Origin of the sequence: Candidatus Rhodobacter oscarellae (genome assembly GCF_001078595.1) — a bacterium.
Classification (GTDB): Bacteria; Pseudomonadota; Alphaproteobacteria; order Rhodobacterales; family Rhodobacteraceae; genus Rhodobacter_B; species Rhodobacter_B oscarellae.
Window position 1 is genome coordinate 1,660,075 of the sequence record NZ_LFTY01000002.1, and the last position, 17,971, is coordinate 1,678,045.

22 protein-coding genes are annotated in these 17,971 nt (G+C 64.0%); 21 read left to right on the forward strand and 1 reads right to left on the reverse strand.

What is annotated here, in order from left to right:
- The first annotated feature begins 21 nt into the window (after positions 1–21).
- From AIOL_RS12850 to AIOL_RS12945, 21 genes are all read left to right on the forward strand, one after another.
- Positions 22–963 (forward strand): substrate-binding domain-containing protein, encoded by a 942-nt coding sequence (locus AIOL_RS12850; protein ID WP_049643344.1) that lies wholly within the window; start codon positions 22–24, stop codon positions 961–963.
- Between the two features lie 40 nt (positions 964–1,003).
- A complete protein-coding gene (locus AIOL_RS12855; protein WP_049643345.1) occupies positions 1,004–2,497 on the forward strand; it encodes a sugar ABC transporter ATP-binding protein in 1,494 nt (497 codons plus the stop codon).
- 27 nt (positions 2,498–2,524) lie between these two features.
- Entirely contained in the window at positions 2,525–3,316 is a 792-nt protein-coding gene (locus AIOL_RS12860) for an SDR family oxidoreductase (RefSeq protein WP_049643346.1), read from the forward strand.
- An 88-nt stretch (positions 3,317–3,404) separates the two neighbouring features.
- Positions 3,405–3,728: a hypothetical protein gene (locus AIOL_RS12865; protein WP_152912518.1), complete on the forward strand. Its 324-nt coding sequence runs from the start codon at positions 3,405–3,407 to the stop codon at positions 3,726–3,728.
- Positions 3,729–3,908: 180 nt separating this feature from the next.
- On the forward strand, positions 3,909–4,703 hold the full coding sequence (locus AIOL_RS12870) for a UDP-2,3-diacylglucosamine diphosphatase (RefSeq protein WP_049643348.1): 795 nt from the start codon (positions 3,909–3,911) through the stop codon (positions 4,701–4,703).
- A gap of 12 nt (positions 4,704–4,715) precedes the next feature.
- Positions 4,716–5,933 carry a DUF3419 family protein gene (locus AIOL_RS12875; protein ID WP_049643349.1) on the forward strand — a complete coding sequence of 406 codons (1,218 nt, stop codon included), beginning with the start codon at positions 4,716–4,718 and terminating at the stop codon, positions 5,931–5,933.
- Positions 5,934–5,938: 5 nt separating this feature from the next.
- Positions 5,939–6,565: a class I SAM-dependent methyltransferase gene (locus tag AIOL_RS12880; RefSeq protein ID WP_049643350.1), complete on the forward strand. Its 627-nt coding sequence runs from the start codon at positions 5,939–5,941 to the stop codon at positions 6,563–6,565.
- Positions 6,566–6,588: 23 nt separating this feature from the next.
- The gene (locus AIOL_RS25725; protein WP_200898752.1) at positions 6,589–6,750 is read left to right on the forward strand and encodes a hypothetical protein; all 162 of its coding nucleotides are present in this window, start codon (positions 6,589–6,591) and stop codon (positions 6,748–6,750) included.
- A 524-nt stretch (positions 6,751–7,274) separates the two neighbouring features.
- On the forward strand, positions 7,275–7,475 hold the full coding sequence (gene secE / locus AIOL_RS12885; protein ID WP_049643351.1) for a preprotein translocase subunit SecE: 201 nt from the start codon (positions 7,275–7,277) through the stop codon (positions 7,473–7,475).
- 170 nt (positions 7,476–7,645) lie between these two features.
- Entirely contained in the window at positions 7,646–8,179 is a 534-nt protein-coding gene (gene nusG, locus AIOL_RS12890; protein ID WP_049643352.1) for a transcription termination/antitermination protein NusG, read from the forward strand.
- Positions 8,180–8,555: 376 nt separating this feature from the next.
- Complete coding sequence (locus AIOL_RS12895; protein ID WP_049643353.1) at positions 8,556–9,440, forward strand: sulfotransferase; 885 nt, start codon at positions 8,556–8,558, stop codon at positions 9,438–9,440.
- Positions 9,437–9,988, forward strand: a complete 552-nt coding sequence (locus tag AIOL_RS12900; protein ID WP_049643354.1) for a sulfotransferase family protein — start codon at positions 9,437–9,439, stop codon at positions 9,986–9,988. The genes AIOL_RS12895 and AIOL_RS12900 overlap by 4 nt, the downstream gene beginning before the upstream one ends.
- Before the next feature lie 177 nt (positions 9,989–10,165).
- Positions 10,166–10,591 (forward strand): 50S ribosomal protein L11, encoded by a 426-nt coding sequence (gene rplK / locus AIOL_RS12905; protein WP_049643355.1) that lies wholly within the window; start codon positions 10,166–10,168, stop codon positions 10,589–10,591.
- 1 nt (position 10,592) lies between these two features.
- Entirely contained in the window at positions 10,593–11,291 is a 699-nt protein-coding gene (rplA, locus tag AIOL_RS12910) for a 50S ribosomal protein L1 (protein WP_049643356.1), read from the forward strand.
- Positions 11,292–11,502: 211 nt separating this feature from the next.
- Positions 11,503–12,180, forward strand: coding sequence for a molecular chaperone DjiA (locus AIOL_RS12915; protein ID WP_049643357.1), 678 nt, complete (start codon positions 11,503–11,505; stop codon positions 12,178–12,180).
- A 67-nt stretch (positions 12,181–12,247) separates the two neighbouring features.
- On the forward strand, positions 12,248–13,279 hold the full coding sequence (locus AIOL_RS12920; protein WP_049643358.1) for an endonuclease/exonuclease/phosphatase family protein: 1,032 nt from the start codon (positions 12,248–12,250) through the stop codon (positions 13,277–13,279).
- Between the two features lie 76 nt (positions 13,280–13,355).
- Positions 13,356–13,733 (forward strand): cupin domain-containing protein, encoded by a 378-nt coding sequence (locus tag AIOL_RS12925; protein ID WP_049643359.1) that lies wholly within the window; start codon positions 13,356–13,358, stop codon positions 13,731–13,733.
- Positions 13,734–13,758: 25 nt separating this feature from the next.
- On the forward strand, positions 13,759–14,670 hold the full coding sequence (locus AIOL_RS12930) for a hypothetical protein (protein ID WP_326973112.1): 912 nt from the start codon (positions 13,759–13,761) through the stop codon (positions 14,668–14,670).
- Positions 14,657–15,403 (forward strand): 5-oxoprolinase subunit B family protein, encoded by a 747-nt coding sequence (locus AIOL_RS12935; RefSeq protein WP_049643361.1) that lies wholly within the window; start codon positions 14,657–14,659, stop codon positions 15,401–15,403. The genes AIOL_RS12930 and AIOL_RS12935 overlap by 14 nt, the downstream gene beginning before the upstream one ends.
- A complete protein-coding gene (locus AIOL_RS12940) occupies positions 15,400–16,407 on the forward strand; it encodes a 5-oxoprolinase subunit C family protein (RefSeq protein ID WP_049643362.1) in 1,008 nt (335 codons plus the stop codon). The genes AIOL_RS12935 and AIOL_RS12940 overlap by 4 nt, the downstream gene beginning before the upstream one ends.
- A complete protein-coding gene (locus AIOL_RS12945; protein WP_049643363.1) occupies positions 16,404–17,165 on the forward strand; it encodes a LamB/YcsF family protein in 762 nt (253 codons plus the stop codon). Before AIOL_RS12940 ends, AIOL_RS12945 begins: the two co-directional genes overlap by 4 nt.
- Before the next feature lie 253 nt (positions 17,166–17,418).
- Here AIOL_RS12945 and AIOL_RS12950 read toward each other — a convergent pair whose 3' ends face one another.
- Positions 17,419–17,841 carry a hypothetical protein gene (locus AIOL_RS12950; RefSeq protein ID WP_049643364.1) on the reverse strand — a complete coding sequence of 141 codons (423 nt, stop codon included), beginning with the start codon at positions 17,839–17,841 and terminating at the stop codon, positions 17,419–17,421.
- Positions 17,842–17,971: the final 130 nt, after the last annotated feature.

Here is a 17,971-nt window from a genome sequence, read left to right on the forward strand (position 1 = left end):
TCCAACCAAGGAGGAGAAATCATGAAACTAGGTATTAAAAGCGCGCTGGCCGCCGCCGCACTCGCCACGACAGCGGGCGCAGCAAGTGCCGAGGGCTTAGGAATTGAGAAGATCGGCCTTGCAGTGCCGAACTTGCAGGCAGACTTCTTCAACCAGATCAAGCTTGGTGTCGAAGGCTATGCCGGCAAGCTGGGCATTGAAGTCATCGTCGTTGACGCCAAAAACGATACCGCGACCCAGGTCAGCCAGGTCCAGGACCTGCTTACTCAGGGGATCGACGCGTTCATCTACATTCCTGCCGGGGCTGCGGCCGCTGCGGTGCCGACCCGCCTGGCCCGGGCCGAGGGTATTCCGGTCATCAATGTCGACCGCGAACCAGAGGGCGCCCCGGGTGACACGGTGATCTATGGTGAGAACGTCGTGTCGGCCTACCAAGTGTGCGACCACATCATCGGCCTGGCCGGGGGCGAAGGCAAAATGGTCGTGATCCACGGCCAGAAGGGGACCACGCCGGAAGTCCAGCGCTTTGAAGGCTGCAAGATGGCCATCGACGAGAACCCCGGTGTGGAACTCGTCGCACAGCAATGGAGCCAGCAGTGGTCGCCGGATGAGGGCTTCCAGATCGCTCAGAACATGTTGCAGGCCAATCCCGACATCAAGCTCATCTTCGGTCAGGCTGATGGCCTTGCAATGGGCGCCGCGAAGGCGGTTGAGGTCGCGGGCTTGGCAGATCAGGTCATCGTTGGCGGATACGATGGGGACGGCGCGGCTCTGGAATCGCTGGTTGCCTGTGACACGCCGTTCATCGTGACCGCGACGCAGAGCACCCAAGCCATGGGTGTGCTGGCGGTGAACTCGGCGATCGCGGTTGCCAACGATGCCTCCGTCCCCGCCCGTCAGATTCCAAACGCGGTTCTGACGACCTGTGACGACGCTGCGCAATTCGTCGCGAAGCACCCCTAGGAGGCACCGGCCGAAGCTTAGAACCGAAAGCGCCACCCCAATGTCGGATGATACCGCCGCACCGATCCTGTCCCTTCGTAACATCCGAAAGTCCTTCGGACCGATTGAAGTGCTACATGGGATCGATCTGGATATTCATCCGGGAGAGGTGGTGGCGCTTTTGGGCGAGAACGGTGCCGGCAAGTCCACAGTTTCGAACATCATCTCTGGGACTATCCTCCCAAGCTCTGGAGAGATGACCTGGCAGGGCGCGTCCTTCGCGCCCTCCACCCCCCGAGAAGCGATCGACGCTGGCGTCGCGATGATCCACCAGGAATTGCTGCTTCTGCCGCATCTGTCCATCGCGGAGAACGTGTTCGTGGGTCGCTATCCCACAAAAGCTGGCATGATCGACCGCAAGACCATGGAGGAGCGCGCGCATGATGGCCTGCAACGCTTGGGCCTCGACATCTCATCGCGCCGCCTGGTGGAGGGCCTGTCGACCGCCAATCAGCAATTGATCGAGATCGCCAAGGCGCTGACGCTGAATGCCCGGCTGTTGATACTCGATGAGCCAACCGCCGCACTTGGCGGTGACGAGACCCAGAAACTGTTCGAGCAGATCGAGCGGCTGAAGGCGGACGGCGTCGGCATCGTTTACATCTCTCACCGCCTGGAAGAGATCAAACAGATCGCAGATCGCATCGTCGTTATGCGCGACGGCGAGAAGGTCCAAGAATTCGACAGCGCCGATGTCCCAGTGCGCACCATTGTTGAGGCCATGGTTGGGCGCAGCCTGGAGCGGATGTTCCCGGCGATTCCGGCGCCGCAGGAGGAAACCGTCCTTGAGGTTCGCAACCTGACCTCCGCGCAAGGCAGTTTTAGGGATGTCAATTTTTCGGTCGCCAAGGGTGAAATTCTTGGGATCGCGGGGCTGGTGGGGGCCGGTCGGACAGAACTTGTCCGCGCCATGGTCGGCATTGATCCGGTGTCGAGCGGTCAGATTCTTCTGGACGGCACTGATATCTCTCCCCGGAGCCCAAAGGACGCCATCCGCCATGGCATCATCCTTGTGCCCGAGGATCGAAAGCAGCAGGGCCTGGTCCTGCCGCACTCGCTGGGCGAGAACTTTGCCTATTCGAATATGAACCAGGTCGCGCGCAATGGCTGGATCACAAAGAAGCGCGCGCGCGGCTTTGCTGACGCAGGCATCGTCAAGTTTGGCGTCAAGGGCGAGAGCCAGCAGAGGGCCGACGAGCTTTCGGGCGGGAACCAACAGAAGTTGGTGATTGCCAAATGGTTGGCCAGAAATCCCCGCGTCGTGGTGCTGGACGAACCAACACGCGGCATTGATGTCGGCGCCCGGTCCTCGATTTACGAGATCATTGTTGGCCTGGCGGAGGAAGGCGTTTCCGTCATCGTCGTCAGCTCGGATCTCGAAGAGGTGCTGGGGGTCTCCAACCGGGTTATGGTCATGGCGCAGGGCAAACAGGCGGGCATTCTGGACCGCAACGACGCCAACGATGTGTCGGTCATGGAATTGGCCACGATCTAATGAACGAAAGAACGATAAGGCACCCCTATGTCCCAAGCTGATCTGAATGCCCCAAACCTTTTTGATCTGTCGAACCGAGTGGCCCTAGTGACCGGCGCTGGCAGCGGGATCGGCCAGCGGATCGCTTTGGGTCTGGCACAATGCGGGGCGGATGTTGCGCTGCTGGACCGTCGAACGGATGGCGGGCTACAGGATACCGCAGACGCCATCGCCGCCACGGGCCGACGCGCGATCCAGATCGGCGCCGATGTCACGTCCGGTGCGGCCATCGCAGAGGCTGTTGCGCGAACAGAAGCCGAGCTTGGCCCGCTCCGATTGGCGCTCAACGCGGCAGGCATCGCCAACGCGGAAGCCTGCGAGAACATGAGCGAGGAGCAATACCAGACGCTGATGGACATCAACATGAAGGGCGTGTGGTTGTCATGTCAGGCCGAGGCACGCGCCATGCTGGCCCACGGCCAGGGCGGGTCCATCGTGAACATCGCCTCCATGTCGGGCGTGATCGTGAACCGAGGCCTTAACCAAGTGCATTACAACGCGTCCAAAGCGGGCGTGATCCACATGTCGAAATCCATGGCCATGGAATGGGTGGACCGCGGCATAAGGGTCAACTCGATATCGCCGGGCTATACCGCGACACCCATGAACACCCGGCCAGAAATGGTGCACCAGACAAAGGAATTCGAAGACCAAACCCCGATGCAGCGGATGGCGGATGTCAACGAGATGGTCGGTCCTGCGGTCTTTCTTCTGTCCGACGCCGCCTCCTATTGCACGGGCGTGGACCTGCTCGTCGATGGAGGGTTCTGCTGCTGGTAGCAATCGGGTGCTGCTTTTTGGGTTCCATTGCCGCAGAACGCGCTTGTTTCAGCGATTTTGACAGGGCTGCCGTTAGCTGACCTGAGGTTTGCGGCCGTCGCCTGACGTCAAGCCTTTCCGGCAATTCGCGGACACGCGTCGGGCCTTGGCCTCGGCCAATGGCAATAACGGGTATGAGATGTTCCAAGGCAGCATCTGGGACGGCAAGGCCGGGCCGCTGGATAGCTGGCTTTGGACCAATTCATCGCCGCATCTGTGGACGGTGGACCTGCCGGCGGATCTGCCTGCGGGCATCCATTCGCTGACCGTCACCGGCGAGGATCATCACGGTCGCACCTATAGTGACACGATTGCCTTTGAGATTGTCGAGGAGATCCCCGACATGACATGGCAGGAAGTGTTCTGGGAGTAGAAACTCCGGTGCCTTGCAACTGGCAAGCGCCTGCCCAAGGTGGGCGCTTTTTCTAGCGGCCTTATGGCGGCGGTTCGCTTGTGCGCTGTCTCGCACTCATCCTCAAGATGTAGCGGTCGTCATGCGCACGTCACACAATATGCTTAAGCCCCTCCCAACCGGATTCGCGCTAGGTGGCATATGCTGTTTAGAACTCTATTCCTGTCCGACATTCACCTTGGCACGCGTGGCTGCCGCGCTGATCTGCTGGTCACTTTCCTGCGCAAACATGACGCGGCCACCATCTATCTGGTCGGGGACATCTTCGATGGCTGGGCGCTGACCCGGCGCGGCTGGCACTGGCCGCAGGACCACAACAACGTGGTTCAGACCCTGCTGGACAAGGCCAGGCGCGGCACCCGGATCATCTTTGTCCCCGGCAATCATGATGAGGTGATGCGCAACTACCTGGGCACCCATTTTGGCGGGATCGAGGTGATGCAGACCGCGGATTTCGTGGGGATGAACGGCAAGCGCTATTTGGTCACCCATGGGGACCAGTTCGACGCCGTTGTGATGAACGCCAAGTGGCTCGCGCATTTTGGCGACGCGGCCTATAGTTTTCTGATCTGGCTGAACCCGAAGATCAATCGCGTCAAGTCGCTTTGGGGGGGCCAATACTGGTCGCTTTCCAAATGGGCCAAGCGCCAGGTCAAGTCCGCTGTGAACTTCATCGGCCAGTACGAGAATGTCTTGGCCGAAGAGGCCAGGCGCGGCGGCTATGATGGCGTGATTTGCGGCCATATCCACCACGCAACCATCCGCCGGATTCAGGACATCGCCTATATCAACACAGGCGATTGGGTCGAGAGCTGCACAGCCGTTGTGGAACATCCCACTGGCGAAATCGAGCTGATCGATTGGGAAGAAAAAGCCACCCTTGATCGCAAACCACCGCCCAAAACCGCAAAGCAGCTCGCCGAGGCGGACAGCTAACAGGAGAGCGAGATGGCATCCGTCACCGAACAACTCAGCGCCGCCGTGAACCAGAACGCCGGCATGAGCCGCGAAGGCATGCTTGAACGCGCCTTCGCCCGGCTGTTTCACGGCTTGGTCTACGCGCAGATCTGGGAGGACCCGGTTGTCGACATGGAGGCGCTGCAAATTCAGCCCGAAGACAACATAGTCTGCATCGCCTCGGGGGGCTGCAACGTGCTGTCATACCTGACCGCGAACCCGGCCTCCATCACCGCCGTTGATCTGTCTCCGGCGCATGTGATGTTGAACAAACTCAAGCTCGCGACGGTGCAGAATGTGCCCGACCATGCGACGCTTTTTGCGATGCTGGGTCGGGGCGATCAGCCGAGCAATGTTGCGCATTTTGACACCTATGTCGCGCCTCATCTTGATGACCAAGCGCGGACCTACTGGAACGCCCGCAACCTGACCGGTCGGCGCAAACGCATACTGGCGCGGGGGCTCTACCGTCACGGCCTGCTGGGCCGCTTCATTGGGATAATCCATCTGGTGGCCAAATTGGCCCGCGTGGATTTTGCGCCGCTCCTGGCTTCGCGATCCCTGGCCGAGCAGACAGCCTTCTTTGAGAACCAGATTGTCCCGCTTTATCAAAGCCGCCTTGTCAGATTTCTGGCGCGGCGCAGGGCATCCCTCTTTGGTTTGGGCATCCCGCCCGCCCAATATGACAAGCTTGCCGCGGATGCGGGCGGCGACATCGTTGCGGTCTTGCAGGAACGGACCCGCAAGTTGTTCTGCGACTTCCCTATCGCGGATAACTACTTTGCATGGCAGGCCGCCTATCGCGGCTATCAGCCGGTCAAGACACCCTCGGCGCCGCCATATTTGGCGCCCGAGAACTTCGCGGCCGTGCGCGCGAACGCGGCGCGGGTGACGGTGCTGAACAGGTCCCTCACTGACCTTCTGGCGCAACACCCCACGCGCTCAAAGCAATGCTATGTGCTGCTGGATGCGCAAGACTGGATGAATGATGATCAGCTGAACGCGCTCTGGGACGAGATCACGCGGACCGCGGCGCCCGGCGCGCGGGTGATCTTCCGAACGGGCGGCAAGGACGACATCCTGCCCGGTCGCGTGGATCAGCGGACGCTGTCACGCTGGGTCTACCAGGCCGATGCCTCGGCCAAGGGCCTGCGCGAGGATCGCTCCGCGATCTACGGCGGCTTCCACCTGTACCATTTCAAAGGCTAGAGCATATGGACGCGACCCATAGCGCGCTGATGGATCAGATCTACCGCAGGCAGCGGCTTGTCTATGATGCGACGCGGAAGTTCTACCTGCTGGGCCGTGACCACGCTCTGCGTCAACTCAACCCTGACGCCGATGCAAATATACTCGAGATCGCCTGCGGCACCGGGCGCAACCTGGAAAAAATTGATCTGCGTTACCCGGGGCGGAGCCTCTATGGGCTTGATATCTCTTCGGAGATGCTGATTTCCGCACAGGCAAAGCTGGGCGCGCGCGCCCGGCTTGCGCTGGGGGATGCCTGCGCCTTCGATCCGGCCGATGTGTTTGGGCGCGGCAAGTTTGACCGCATCGTGATGTCTTACTGCGTCTCAATGATCCCGCAGTGGCAATCCGCAATCCGGGAGGCGGTGGATCACCTCGCCCCCGGTGGCGAATTGCACATCGTGGATTTCGGCGATCAGTCCCAGATGCCGCGCTGGTTCGACAAGGGCCTGCGCGGCTGGCTCAGGCGTTTTCATGTCGAGCCGCGGGATGATCTGCCGCGCTTTCTTGCGAGCTTGCCAGAGGCGGATGTCACCCTCAGACCATTACTGCGCAGCTACGCCCAATACGCCTGCCTTCGCAAAAAGACCTGACCGGCTTGCCGTGAGCGACCGCAATGCTTGATGAGATTGGGCGTGACCGGATGGCGCTGGTCATGGCTGCCAGAGATCGGTTTCATATGCGAGAATGGGCCAGCTTAGCGTTTGTTTTGTTGAAGAAGTCGTCCATCATCGAGGCATGGTCAAAGACCGGTTGGACCTACACCCAGAACGCCTGATTGCTGATACGGTCCATGGCTCGGGCCCCAGGTTGGACTGGTTGGCAAAGCGCAAGATAACCCGCGAAGAACAAGAGGACGCCAGAGATGTCGCCCGAACCATCAGAAAATCGCGCAAAGCCTGGCCAGGAAGGCGCTGGCGCGCTGTTCAGAACCCCGCCTTATGCGCCAGTAAGGCACTGTTTTTGAACAGAAATGACCTCCAGGGGATCTTGGCGCGTCACAATTTTCTTGCAAGAAAATTGCGAAACTCTTGCAAGAGTTTCTTCACCGCGCCCCAAAATGATACCTTTATCGCAACATCTTGCCCGTCTGCGGGCCGAACTTTCCTTGGAAGGAAAGTGCAAATCTCTTGCAAGAGATTTGGGTCGCGCAAAGGCTCACTCCAGCCTAGAATCCGCCACAACTCTCCCAAGGCACATCACGCCACCGCAACCCGCCCAGAAGACGCATTCCCGTCAGCACCGCTTGCATGTGCCGCCCGGAGCCATTATCTGCCCCCAAGTCGAAGCAAAGAGAATCCCATGGCCACCCGCACCAATCCGCTCCAGTTCATCCAGCAGGTCCGCGCAGAGGTCTCGAAGGTCGTTTGGCCGACGCGCCGCGAGGTGCTCATGACCTCGGCCATGGTGTTCGTGATGGCCACGCTCTTTGCGATCTTCTTCTTCTTTGTGGATTTTCTGATCCGCACCGGGCTGGATTTGATCCTTAGCCTCGGCGCCTAGCGCCCTCTCTCAGAGCACCGCGGGCCGTCTTGGCCCTTGCGCTTGGCACCGCTTCCGATTATGGCGGGGCCATCCCCAACACGGTTGGACCAAACAAAAGCGGACTGTCCGCTCCCCGGGGTAATGGTCAGAGCGCGCCCAAGGCGCGGCAAGCGAAAGGCGAACGACAGATGGCAAAGCGGTGGTACTCGGTCAGCGTGCTCTCGAATTTCGAGAAGAAGATCGCCGAGCAGATCAAGGTCGCGGTTGAAGAGGCCGGGCTTGAGGACGAGATCGAAGAGGTCCTGGTCCCCACCGAAGAGGTCATCGAGGTGCGCCGCGGCAAGAAGGTCACCGCCGAGCGTCGCTTCATGCCCGGCTACGTGCTGGTGCGCATGGAGATGACCGACCAGGGCTACCACCTGATCAACAACATCAACCGCGTGACCGGCTTTTTGGGGCCGCAGGGCCGCCCGATGCCGATGCGCGACGCCGAGGTGAACGGCATCCTCAACCGCGTCGAGGAAGGCGCCGAGGCGCCGCGCACGCTGATCCATTTCGAGATCGGCGAGCAGGTCTCGGTCACCGACGGGCCGTTCGAGGGCTTCGACGGCATGGTCGAGGAGGTCGACGACGACAACCAGCGCCTGAAGGTGACGGTGTCGATCTTTGGCCGCGCTACGCCGGTGGAGCTGGAATACACCCAGGTCACCAAGCAGAACTGAGCCGCCGCCCGCTTGGCGGGCCGCGTTTCACGTCATTGCTCTCGGGGCGCCTGCCTGCGGCAGGCGTCAGCGCCGTACCTGATGGGTGCGGGCCCTAGGGTTTCGCCCCAAAAACCGCGCGCCTGCCCCCATATTAAGCGCGGCCCATCTGCGCGGGTCACGCGACCTCACAACGACGTGAGAAAAAAATTTGACGACAACCCTACCGTGCGCATAGATCAGCACATAACTACACGATAACGGCCTGATTTCGGCTGTACGTAACTTTTGGGGCTCAAGACCCAATACCAATTCCTGCCCCATCTTCACTGCGGTCGCGACATGCGCCGCGCATCTGTACCTTTCAGTCGCCGCCCAAGCGGTGCCGGAGGACGCTTTGGACGAGTTTGGGCGAAACCTTGAAAGCGCGCGCAAGCAGGCGGCGTCTGGTGACCTGGCGGGCGCGCTGACCTCCATAGAGGCCGCGCTGCGCGCCGCGCGAGACGCCCAGGTCTTCCGCGTAAGGCTCTTGCAGGCGCTTGGCCGCCCGCGGGAGGCGCTGGATGATATCCTGATACTGGACGGGCCGAACTCGACTGCCCGCTTCCTGGAAATGCGCGCCAATCTGGAAGAGACCCTGGGCCTCTTTGCCGAGGCCATTGCAACGCTGGGGCGCGCGATCTTCGTGGCCAAACAGCCCGGTGTCTATCTTGGCCGCCGCGCCGTGCTGCATCAGACGCTGGGGCATTTTGACGAGGCGTTACAAGACATCGATCGCGCCCTAACGTTGCGCCCCTTGGACGGCGAGCTCTACCGGATGCGCAGCGGCCTGACGCATGTTGGCCGCGGTGATGAGATCTTTGAGAAGATGGAGAACGTTCGGCGGCTTCTAAAGTCGGGCAGCCTGTCCATGGCGCATCTCGATTTCGCCCGCGCCTCGGCGCTGGACGACATTGGAGAGTTTGGCGCTGCCGGGGAGGCCCTGCACGCGGCGAACCGCGCCATGCGCCTTAACCAGCCCTATGACATCCAGACGCGGCTGAAGCTTACGCAGGCCGTGCGCACGCATTTCGCCGAGGTCACGCCGAGCCGCATCATGGCAGAGACGGGTTCGGAATTTGCGCCGATCTTCGTCACCGGCTTGGCGCGGTCGGGCACCACTTTGGTGGAGCAGATCCTTGCCGCGCATCCGGACATGTCCGCCGGCGGTGAATCAGCGGCCTTCGGCGACGCCGTGGCCGCGGTTATTGGCGACCCGGGCGCCCCCCGCCCAACGGATTGAACATCTCACCGGCCAGCCTGTCGAAGCTTGCCGAGCAGTATCATTCCGAGATGTCCTCCAAGCTCGGCACGGCCAAGCGCGTCACCGACAAGTCGCTCCAGACCCTGCTTTATGCCGGGCCGGTCCTCTCGGCCCTGCCAAAGGCGCATATCGTGGTGGTCCGACGAGACCACAACGCCACCGCGCTGTCGCTCTATAAGCATGTGTTCCGCCCGGGCCGGCAGCTTTTCAGCTATGACATGGACGACATCCGGGCGTATCAGCGCGACCAGGACGATCTGCTGAGCTTCTGGGCGGAGCGCCTGCCGGATCGCTTCCATGTTATGGACTACGAAGACCTGATCACCGACCCGGAGCGCCAGATACGCGCCCTGCTGGAGACGATCGAGCTGCCCTGGGACCCCGCCTGCCTGCATCCCGAGAATAACACGAACGCCGTGCAAACGCTGAGCAATGTCGCCGTGCGGCGCCCGATCAACGCCTCGGCGCTGAGCGCCTGGCAGCCTTACGCCAAGGTCCTGGGCATCAGCGACCGCGCCGCGTCCTGAGGCGCGCGCGCCAGTCCATCTCGACCCTTGCACTGCGCCGCGTTCCGATGTATCGGGCACCCCTGTCTCATTGAGGCATCCCATGTGGGAGGCAAGGGCCACGCGTGACCCGACCCGCACCACATCCAAAATCGCCCCTGGGACGCGCCCGGGGGCCGGACAAAAGGAGCTGGTCTTATGGCCAAGAAAGTTGCTGGCACCATGAAATTGCAGGTGCCCGCCGGACAAGCGAACCCCTCTCCGCCGGTCGGACCGGCGCTGGGTCAGCGCGGCATTAACATCATGGAATTCTGCAAGGCGTTCAACGCCAAGACCCAGGACCTGGATCCCGGCGCGCCCTGCCCGACCGTGATCACCTACTACGTCGACAAGTCCTTCACCATGGACATCAAGACGCCGCCCGCGTCCTACTTCCTCAAGAAGGCCGCCAAGCTGAAATCCGGCGCCAACCTTCCCGGTCGTGAGACCGTGGGCTCGGTGACCTCCAAGCAGGTGCGCGAGATCGCAGAGGCCAAGATGAAGGACCTCAACGCCAACGATATCGAAGCGGCGATGCTGATCATCCTGGGCTCCGCCCGCTCCATGGGCATTGAGGTAAAGTAAGATGGCTAAGCTTGGAAAACGCACCCGCGCCGCCCGTGAGGCCTTTGCCGGGAAAGACAACGTCACCGTCGAGGAGGCCGTGGACCTGATCAAGGCCAACGCCAACGCCAAGTTCGACGAGACCGTCGAAATCGCCATGAGCCTGGGCGTGGACACCCGCCACGCCGACCAGATGGTCCGCGGCGTCATCAGCCTGCCCAACGGCACCGGCAAGACCATGCGCGTCGCCGTCTTCGCCCGCGGCCCCAAGGCCGACGAGGCCAAGGAAGCCGGCGCGGACATCATCGGCGCCGAGGACCTGATGGAGACCATCCAGGGCGGCACGATCGAGTTCGACCGCTGCATCGCCACCCCGGACATGATGCCCATCGTGGGCCGCCTGGGTAAGGTGCTGGGCCCGCGCAACCTGATGCCGAACCCCAAGGTCGGCACGGTGACCATGGACGTCAAGGCCGCCGTCGAGGCCGCCAAGGGCGGCGAGGTCCAGTTCAAGGCCGAGAAGGGCGGCGTCGTGCATGCCGGCATCGGCAAAGCCTCTTTCGACGCCGACAAGCTGGCCGAGAACATGCGCGCCTTCGTGGAGGCCGTGCAGAAGGCCAAGCCATCGGGCGCCAAGGGCACCTATATGCAGAAGATCTCGGTCAGCTCCACCATGGGCCCTGGCGTGAACGTCTCTGTGGACAACGCGACCGGCAACTAGCCGCTCCCGTATCCTAACTACGAATAGCAGAGGGCGGGGGTTTCCCCGCCCTTTTGCGTTTGGCGCCGAGGTGGCGTCGGAAGGCGCCCCAGACCGGCCCGGCAAGGCGTGACCGCCCGACCGCACCAGGCCCCGGCCCTTCCCCAGCCGCATAGCAGCAGTGCGCATTTGTCAGCCTGACAGTTCCGCCGCGGTGGTTTAATCTACCCCCATGTCGATCTGGTCCCGCATCGCTGCCGCGCTTTCCTCTCTCGCCGCTGGTGAGAGCCTCAGCGAGGTATTCGAGAAGCTGCGCACCCCGCCAGAGCGCTCTGTCGCCTTCACCATCGCGGTGATCGCTCTGGGCGCGAAGATGGCCAAGGCGGACGGCCAGGTGACCCGCAACGAGGTCGCCGCCTTCCGCGAGGTGTTCCAGATTCCGCCCGAGAACGAAAAGGAGGCCGCGCGGGTCTTCAACCTGGCGCGCCAGGACGTGGCCGGGTTCGAGGATTACGCCCGCCGCATCGGCGCGATGTTCTCTGCCGAAAGCGGGGTCTTCTGCGACCTGATGGACGGGCTGTTCCATATCGCCGTGGCGGATGGGAACTATCACGCCGCCGAGGATGAGTTCCTGCGCCGCGTGGCCGAGATCTTCGGCATGTCCGAGCCCGCGTTTCGCCGCGTGCGGGCGCGGTTCGTCGAGGATGCCGCGCAGGACCCCTATGAGGTGCTGGGCGTGGACCCCAACGCCTCGCTGGAGGAGGCCCGCAAGGCCTGGCGCGCCCTGGTGCGCGAGACCCACCCCGACGCGATGACCGCCCGCGGGCTGCCCGAAGAGGCGGTGAAGCTGGCCGAGAAGCGCCTGATCGTGGTCAACCGCGCCTGGGAAGAGATCCAAGAGGCCGCATGACAGCCCGAGCATGGCCAGCACAAACGCGGCCCGGCTTTGCGGCGCGGCCATGCGGCCACTAACCGGGATGCGCATCGCCACCTACAACGTGGAATGGTTCGACGGGCTCTTTGACGACGCGGGCCAGCTTTTGGCAAACGGCGATTGGTCCGGGCGCCAGGACGTCACCAAGGCCGAGCAGATCGCCGCCCTGGGCCGGGTCTTTGCGGCCCTTGAGGCCGATGCGATCATGGTCGTGGAGGCCCCCGACACCGGCCGCGTGCGCCGGAGCGTTCGCGCGCTAGAGAATTTCGCCGCCGCGTTTCAGCTGCGCACGCGCAAGGCGGTCACCGGGTTCCAAAGCGACACCCAGCAAGAGATCACCCTGCTTTTCGACCCCGATGTGATCAGCGCCGTGCATGACCCGCAGGGCGCGCCCACCGGCAAGAAGGGCGCCCGGGACGCGCCGCGCTTTGACGGGGTGTTCAAGATCGACCTCGACACCGACGCCGCCGCGGATGCGGTGCGGTTCTCTAAGCCGCCGCTGGAGCTTGAGGTGACCGGCACGGACGGCCGCCGGCTGCGCCTGATCGGGGTGCATGTAAAGTCCAAGGCCCCGCATGGGGCCAGCTCGCCCGAGGAGGTCATGCGTATCTCCATCGCCAATCGGCGCAAGCAGCTGGCACAGTGCATCTGGCTGCGCCAGCGGGTGGAGGCGCATCTTACGGGCGGTGACAGCCTGATCGTGCTGGGCGATTTCAACGACGGCCCGGGGCTGGATGAATACGAGAAGCTATTCGGGCGCTCTGGGATCGAGATCGTGCTGGGCGAGACCGGCGCGCAGTGCCTCTTTGACCCGCATGCCCGGATGGCCCTGACCCAGCGCATCGGCGGGCGGCTGTCCACGGCGCGGTTCTATCTGCATCACGAGGACCGCTATCTGCAGGCGCTGCTGGACTACATCATGGTCTCGCCGGATATCCGCGCCGAGGGCCCGCGCTGGAAGATCTGGCACCCGTTCGACGACCCCGCCTGCTATCGCGCCCCGGAGCTGCGCGAGGCGCTGCTGACCGCGTCGGACCATTTCCCTGTCACGATTGACCTGCCCGCGATGCGCTGAGGCGACGGGGCTTCCCCTCGCCGCGCAGTTGTGAACAAATGCGCTACGTCATCAATATCAACATTGGAGGCCTCAAATGATCCGTGCCATTTTATTTTTTGTTCTGGTCGCATTCCCTGCCGCCGCGCAGGACCTGATCCTACGCGAGGAAATCTCGCGCAACCCCGCGCCGGGCTCTGAGACCCACGAGGTCATCGTCTCGCGCCTTGAGGTTAAGCCCGGCGGCACCGTGCCGCGGCACATGCATGCGGGCGACGAGTATCTGGTGGTGATCCAAGGCGGCACCATGGCTGCGCCGGACGGCAGCGAGATCCCCTTCCCCACCGGCACGAATGCGCGCTTCCCGGCGGGCCAGCCCCATGGCGGGCTGACGAATGTCGGCCAGGCCCCGCTGGTTGCGATCACCACGCATATCGTGGAGATCGGCAAGCCTTTGAACCTGCCGGTCGAGTAACGCCCCGCATGCACCGCGCCGCCTAGTGCCCGTCATACTGAAATTCCTGCGGGTCTGCGGGCGCCACGGCCGGATGCTGCTGGTTCTGGGGCTGCTGGGCGGCTTTGCCTTGCCGGCTGTGGCCGAGGCGATGCGGCCCTGGCTGCCCTATATGGTCGCGTTCCTGGTTTTCGTCAGCGCCCTGCGCATCGGCGCGCAGGAGGCCCTGGGCAAGCTGAGTGACGCGCGGGCGAATCTGGGGCGGGTGCTGGCGTTGCAGCTTGGCCTGCCGCTGGGGGTGATCGCCACGCTTTGGGCGTTGGGTGCGCTCAGCTCGCCCTTTGCGGTGGGCGCACTGCTGGCTCTGGCGGCGCCCTCGATCTCGGGCAGCCCGGCCTTCACCGCGCTGATGGGGCACGACCCGGCGCCCGCGATGCGGCTTTTGATCCTGGGCACCGCGCTCTTGCCGCTTACCGTGATCCCGCTCTTTGCGCTTATGCCCGCCTTCGGCGGGTTGACCGCGGTCATTTGGGCGGCGCTGAAACTGACCGCGGTCATTTTGCTCGCGGCAAGCGCGGCCTTCTGGCTGCGCGCCCGCGCCTTCCCGCGCCCCGGCGCCGAGACCACCCAGGCGCTGGACGGGCTGGCCGCGCTGACGCTCGCGGTGATCGTGATCGGCCTGATGTCGGCGGTCGGCCCGGCCCTGCGCAGCGACCCCGCCGCCCTGCTGCCCTGGCTTGCGCTGGTCTTCGCGCTCAATTTCGGCATGCAGCTGCTGGCGCGCGCCCTGGGCGCGGACGTGGCCACCTCGGTTGTGGCCGGCAACCGCAACGTGGCGCTGTTTCTGGTGGCCCTGCCCGCGGAAATCATCACCCCGCTCTTGCTTTTTATTGGCTGTTATCAGATCCCTATGTACCTCACGCCCCTTGTGATGAAGCCGCTCTATGCCCGAACCTGACAGATTTCCCGCGATCCATGACCTGGGCCTTTGCGCCAAGCTTGTGACCTTCGCGGACGGCCTCAGCGAGGCCGCCAACCGCGCCGCGCTGGCCCTGCGCGCGGCGGTCGAGGCGGAAGGCTGGACGGGTGTAGAGGAGACCTCTATCTCGCTGGCCTCCACCGTGATCCGGTTCGACCCGCTGGCCCTGCCCCATGCCGAGCTTGAGGCGCGCCTTGCGGCGCTCTTGGCCGGGCGAGACTGGTACGCGGCCCCGCTGCCCACCGGCCGCACCCTGTGGCGCATCCCGGTGGCGCTTGGGGGCGCACACGGCCCGCAATGGGAGGAGGCGGCGAGCCTGGCGGGCCGCGATCCTGAGGCCGCGCGGGCAGAGATCCTGTCCAGCCGCACCCGTGTGCTTACCCTGGGCTTCGCACCTGGGCAGCCCTATATGGGCGAGCTGCCGCCCAATTGGGACATCCCGCGCATGACAGAGCTGAACCCGCAGGTGCCCGGCGCGTCCCTGGTGGTCGCGATCCGGCAGCTGATCATCTTTGCGGGCCCCGCACCCACCGGCTGGCGCCATATCGGGCAGACCGCCTTCCAGTGCTTCCGCCCCGGCGCGGCCGCGCCGATCGCGTTGGCACCCGGCGACGAGGTGACCTGGCGCGAGGTCAGCGCCGAGGAGCTGGCCGAGATCCAGGCCGAGGACCGCTCTGGCGATGGCGGTGCGACGCGGGAGGCGCTGCCATGAGCCGGGCGCTGATCATCCTACAGGCCGGCCCCGGCACCACCGTGCAGGACAAAGGCCGCTTTGGCTATCTGGCGCAGGGCTGCTCGCCCGGCGGGGCCGCCGACCTGCTGGCTCTGCACGAGGGCGCGGCGCTGCTTGGGCAATCCGCGGACTGCGCCGCGCTGGAGCTCGCCGGGCTCGGCGGGGCGTTCGACGTGGCCCAACCGACGCGCGTGGCGCTGACCGGCGCGCCGATGCCGGCCCGGATCGGCGAACGCCAAGCGGCCTGGAACACCAGCCACCTTCTGCAGCCGGGGCAGGTCCTGACGCTGGGCCCCACAGCGCAGGGGAACTACGGCTACCTGCATCTTGGCGGCGGTTTGGCGACGGCCCCGGTGATGGGCTCGCGCTCCACCCACCTGGTGGCGCGCATCGGCGCGCCCGTCACCAACGCAACGCTGCCCATTGGCGAGGATCGCCGGTCGCAGACCGGCCTCACCCTGCCCCCCGAGGACCGGCTCAGCGGCGGCACGATCCGCATCATACCAAGCGCCCAAACGGGCCGTTTCGCGCCGCAAGACATCGCCCGCCTACAGCGCACCGCCTTCACCCGCGACCTGCGCGGCAACCGCATGGGCGCGCGCATGGCCTTCGAGGGCGCGCCGTTCCACACCCAGGGCGGGCTCAGCCTGCTGTCCGAGGCAGTGGTGCCCGGCGACATCCAGGTCACCGGCGACGGCACGCCCTTCGTGCTGCTGGGCGAGTGCCAGACCACCGGCGGCTACCCGCGGATCGGCACGGTGATCCCGGCGGACATCCCCAAGGTTGCCCAGGCGCGCGCCGGCGTGCCGCTGCGGTTCCAGATGATCACGCGGGCGCAGGCGCTCAAGGCGCATGCCGCCTTCCAGGCGCATCTGGCCGCCCTGCCCGGCTTGCCCCGCCCGCTGGTGCGCGACCCGCATGACATCCCCGACCTACTAAGCTACCAACTGATCAGCGGCGCGATTACCGGAGACGAGACATGACCCTCAGCGTAGACCTCAACGCCGATATGGGCGAAAGCTTTGGCCCCTGGCCGATGGGCAGCGACCGCGACCTTCTGGGCGTGGTGACCAGCGCGAATGTGGCCTGCGGGTTCCATGCCGGCGACGCGGATACCATGGCCGAGACGATGGCCATTGCGGTGGCGAATGACGTCGGGGTCGGCGCGCATCCGGGGTTCCTGGACCTGCAGGGGTTCGGGCGGCGGCGCATGCAGGTGCCGCATGGCACGCTGGCGAACTGGGTGAAATATCAGCTTGGCGCGGCCCGGGCCATGGCGGGCGCGGCGGGCGGCAAAGTGCGGCACCTCAAGCTGCACGGCGCGCTCTCGAACATGGCCTGCGAGGACTTGGACATGGCCCGCGCCTGCTTTCAGGCCGCGCTGGAGGTGGACCCCGACATCATCCTGATGGTGCTGGCCGCCACCAAGCTAGAGCAGGCCGCCAAGGAGCTGGGCGCCAGATACGCCAACGAGATCTTCGCCGACCGCGCCTATAATGACGACGCCACCCTGGTGGACCGCCGCCAGCCCGGCGCGGTGATCCACGACGCGGATTACGCAGCCGAGCGCATGGTCAAGATGGTGCAGGCGGGCGCCATCATCACCGAGAGCGGCAAGCATATCGAGACCCGCATCGACACGATCTGCGTGCATGGCGACAACGCCGAGGCCGTCGCCCTGGCCAAAGCCGTGCGCGCGGGGCTTGAGGCGGCGGGCGTTACGGTGGAGATGTTCACTTAGCGGCTGATGCTTGCTCTGTTCGGCGTGAATGGCCTGGAGCGGGCGTTTTGGGGGCGCCAAATCTCTTGCAAGAGATTTGCACTTTCCTTCCAAGGAAAGTGGCCCCGCGCGCCGGTAACAGGTTGCGATAGAAGAAGCATTTCGGGGGGCGCTGAAGAAACTCTTGCAAGAGTTTCGCAATTTTCTTGCAAGAAAATTGCGGCGCGCCAACGCCCGCGCCAGGCCAAAACGCAGCCGCGCGCCTTTTGGATCTCTAAGAGGTCTCGTGGTCTATGTTGCTCCCAGTCCATTCGTGATGCCCGCGTGCGTTCAGGATCGCGCTCATCAAAAAGCGGCCCTCGCGCAGATGTAGAAGCCCTGTGGCCGTGTAGGGCGCCGTCGCCCGTTTGCCCTTGGCCAAGAGGTGCGTGGTGTAAGTGCCAAGCCAGGTCCCGTCTGGGCAGGCCTCAAGCGAGACAGGCTCGCGGTATACCTCGTCCAGCCCCATAATCGTACAGGCCTGCCGATAAAGTCCGAAATTCTCGCGCAGCGCGTCTTCCGTTTCCAGAATCTCGGCCCCGTGCTTGGTGACCAGCGAGAAGGGCGCAATGATGCGGTTGCGCCAGCTTTGAATGTCGCCAGTAATGAAGCAATACGAGATGTCGTCTAGTAACTCTCTGAACTCGGAATCGTACATCTGGTATCGCCCTTTGGGATGACGCGCCTCTTGCTGACGCCTAGATGCGCCGGTGATACGATAATGCATCACCGGCGCGGTGTCTGCCACCGCACAGGCGGCAAATGGCGCGCCCGCGGCTTATCTCGCA

Coding starts and splice junctions, on each gene's coding strand:
- AIOL_RS12950 (WP_049643364.1), bottom strand. CDS start 17,841: ATGTACGATTCCGAGTTCAGAGAGTTACTAGACGACATCTCGTATTGC.
- AIOL_RS12915 (WP_049643357.1), top strand. CDS start 11,503: ATGTCGATCTGGTCCCGCATCGCTGCCGCGCTTTCCTCTCTCGCCGCT.
- AIOL_RS25725 (WP_200898752.1), top strand. CDS start 6,589: ATGCTTGATGAGATTGGGCGTGACCGGATGGCGCTGGTCATGGCTGCC.
- AIOL_RS12875 (WP_049643349.1), top strand. CDS start 4,716: ATGGCATCCGTCACCGAACAACTCAGCGCCGCCGTGAACCAGAACGCC.
- AIOL_RS12850 (WP_049643344.1), top strand. CDS start 22: ATGAAACTAGGTATTAAAAGCGCGCTGGCCGCCGCCGCACTCGCCACG.
- AIOL_RS12940 (WP_049643362.1), top strand. CDS start 15,400: ATGAGCCGGGCGCTGATCATCCTACAGGCCGGCCCCGGCACCACCGTG.
- AIOL_RS12870 (WP_049643348.1), top strand. CDS start 3,909: ATGCTGTTTAGAACTCTATTCCTGTCCGACATTCACCTTGGCACGCGT.
- AIOL_RS12925 (WP_049643359.1), top strand. CDS start 13,356: ATGATCCGTGCCATTTTATTTTTTGTTCTGGTCGCATTCCCTGCCGCC.
- AIOL_RS12920 (WP_049643358.1), top strand. CDS start 12,248: ATGCGCATCGCCACCTACAACGTGGAATGGTTCGACGGGCTCTTTGAC.
- nusG (WP_049643352.1), top strand. CDS start 7,646: ATGGCAAAGCGGTGGTACTCGGTCAGCGTGCTCTCGAATTTCGAGAAG.
- secE (WP_049643351.1), top strand. CDS start 7,275: ATGGCCACCCGCACCAATCCGCTCCAGTTCATCCAGCAGGTCCGCGCA.
- rplK (WP_049643355.1), top strand. CDS start 10,166: ATGGCCAAGAAAGTTGCTGGCACCATGAAATTGCAGGTGCCCGCCGGA.
- AIOL_RS12935 (WP_049643361.1), top strand. CDS start 14,657: ATGCCCGAACCTGACAGATTTCCCGCGATCCATGACCTGGGCCTTTGC.
- AIOL_RS12860 (WP_049643346.1), top strand. CDS start 2,525: ATGTCCCAAGCTGATCTGAATGCCCCAAACCTTTTTGATCTGTCGAAC.
- rplA (WP_049643356.1), top strand. CDS start 10,593: ATGGCTAAGCTTGGAAAACGCACCCGCGCCGCCCGTGAGGCCTTTGCC.
- AIOL_RS12880 (WP_049643350.1), top strand. CDS start 5,939: ATGGACGCGACCCATAGCGCGCTGATGGATCAGATCTACCGCAGGCAG.
- AIOL_RS12855 (WP_049643345.1), top strand. CDS start 1,004: ATGTCGGATGATACCGCCGCACCGATCCTGTCCCTTCGTAACATCCGA.
- AIOL_RS12945 (WP_049643363.1), top strand. CDS start 16,404: ATGACCCTCAGCGTAGACCTCAACGCCGATATGGGCGAAAGCTTTGGC.